This is a genomic window from Collinsella aerofaciens (genome assembly GCF_015670795.1).
GTDB classification, from domain to species: Bacteria; Actinomycetota; Coriobacteriia; order Coriobacteriales; family Coriobacteriaceae; genus Collinsella; species Collinsella aerofaciens_Q.
The window spans coordinates 1-1,248 of the sequence record NZ_JADPCJ010000069.1 but is presented as its reverse complement, the minus strand read 5'-3'; the positions used below and the strand labels follow the sequence as shown (position 1 = coordinate 1,248).

Here is a 1,248-nt window from a genome sequence, read left to right as displayed (position 1 = left end):
CCCGAAGGCCGCCCGGCTCGCCGGGACGGGGGCTATGTCTATTCCGCGCCCTCCCGGCACATCGCGCCGAGGGCCCAGAGCCACCTCACGAGCTCGGCCGCGGTGGCCGCGTTGGCCTTCGCCGCGGGCATGCCGCGGGCGAGCATCTCCTCGCGCCGCCGCAGGAGCCGCTCGGACCCCTTCCTCCCGTGCATCCTTATCTCGAGGGGCACGCCCGTGTCCCTCGGCATGAGCTTCGGCTGGTGCCGTGCCGCGGCGTAGCACCATGAACCCTCAACGGCCAGCTTCCTCACGAGCGCGTTGCCCGCACCGCTGATGCCTCCGAGCCGCACGGAGTCGCCACTCGACCTCTGACTCGGCGCGAGGCCGAAATAGGCCGTGACCTGCCTTCCGGAACGGAACCTCGTGAAGTCGCCGACCTCGGCCGAGAAGGCCGCGGCCAGCGCGAAGGCGCAGCCCTTGATCGACTGGAGGGCGGCCACCTCCGCGGCGATCGGGCTGGCATCCACGGCGGCCCTGTACTCGGAGAGCAGGTCCGCCCGGGCCTCCGCCGCGGCCTCGACCTCGTTCCTCAGGGCGGCGAGCGTCCGAACCCCGCCATCGTCCTCCGGCCTGACCTTGTCGAGCCACCTCAGGAAGTCGTAGGTCCAGTACTTCCTCGGGTTGCCGGCGGGCGTGGTGCCGCCGTAGACGAACCCCCGCCTTGCGAGGAAGGCGAGCAGCCGCTGCTTGGCGGTCGCCAGGCGCGCGGTCGCCCCGTCGTAGGCGCCGGCGAGGTCCCTGATGCCTTCGACCTCGGGGGAGGGGACCCATGCGGGGGAGATGTCGTGGGCGAGTATCGCCTTGGCCATCCTGGCGGCGTCGTTCCTGTCGTTCTTGGAGGCCGAGTCGGCGGCCGACCTGGGGATCTTCGAGACCGCGGCGACGACGCACTCGACGCCGAGCCCGGCGAGCTCCCTCTGCGGGGCGAAGCCGAGGTAGCCGCTCTCGTAGGCCGCGAGCGACGGCCCGGGGAACCCATCCATCCACCCGGCGATCTCGCCCCAGGGGTTGCCGGGGAACCTCCTCGTCACGGCCTCGCCGGTGTCCGCGTCGAGGGCGCAGACGGTGGTGGACCTGAGGTGTACGTCCATTCCGAAGGCGGTAGAATACTTTGGCATGGGAGCCTCCCAACCTCGTTGCGGCGCGGCTGCGCCTATGGCACTTCAACATCATTGTCGCAGCCCCGACCCGCGGTCACGAGCGGGG

1 protein-coding gene is annotated in these 1,248 nt (G+C 71.3%); it reads right to left on the bottom strand.

What is annotated here, in order from left to right; all coding sequences use genetic code 11:
• Positions 1-38: 38 nt before the first annotated feature.
• Entirely contained in the window at positions 39-1,160 is a 1,122-nt protein-coding gene (locus I4W09_RS10290; RefSeq protein WP_196034099.1) for an IS110 family RNA-guided transposase, read from the bottom strand.
• Positions 1,161-1,248: the final 88 nt, after the last annotated feature.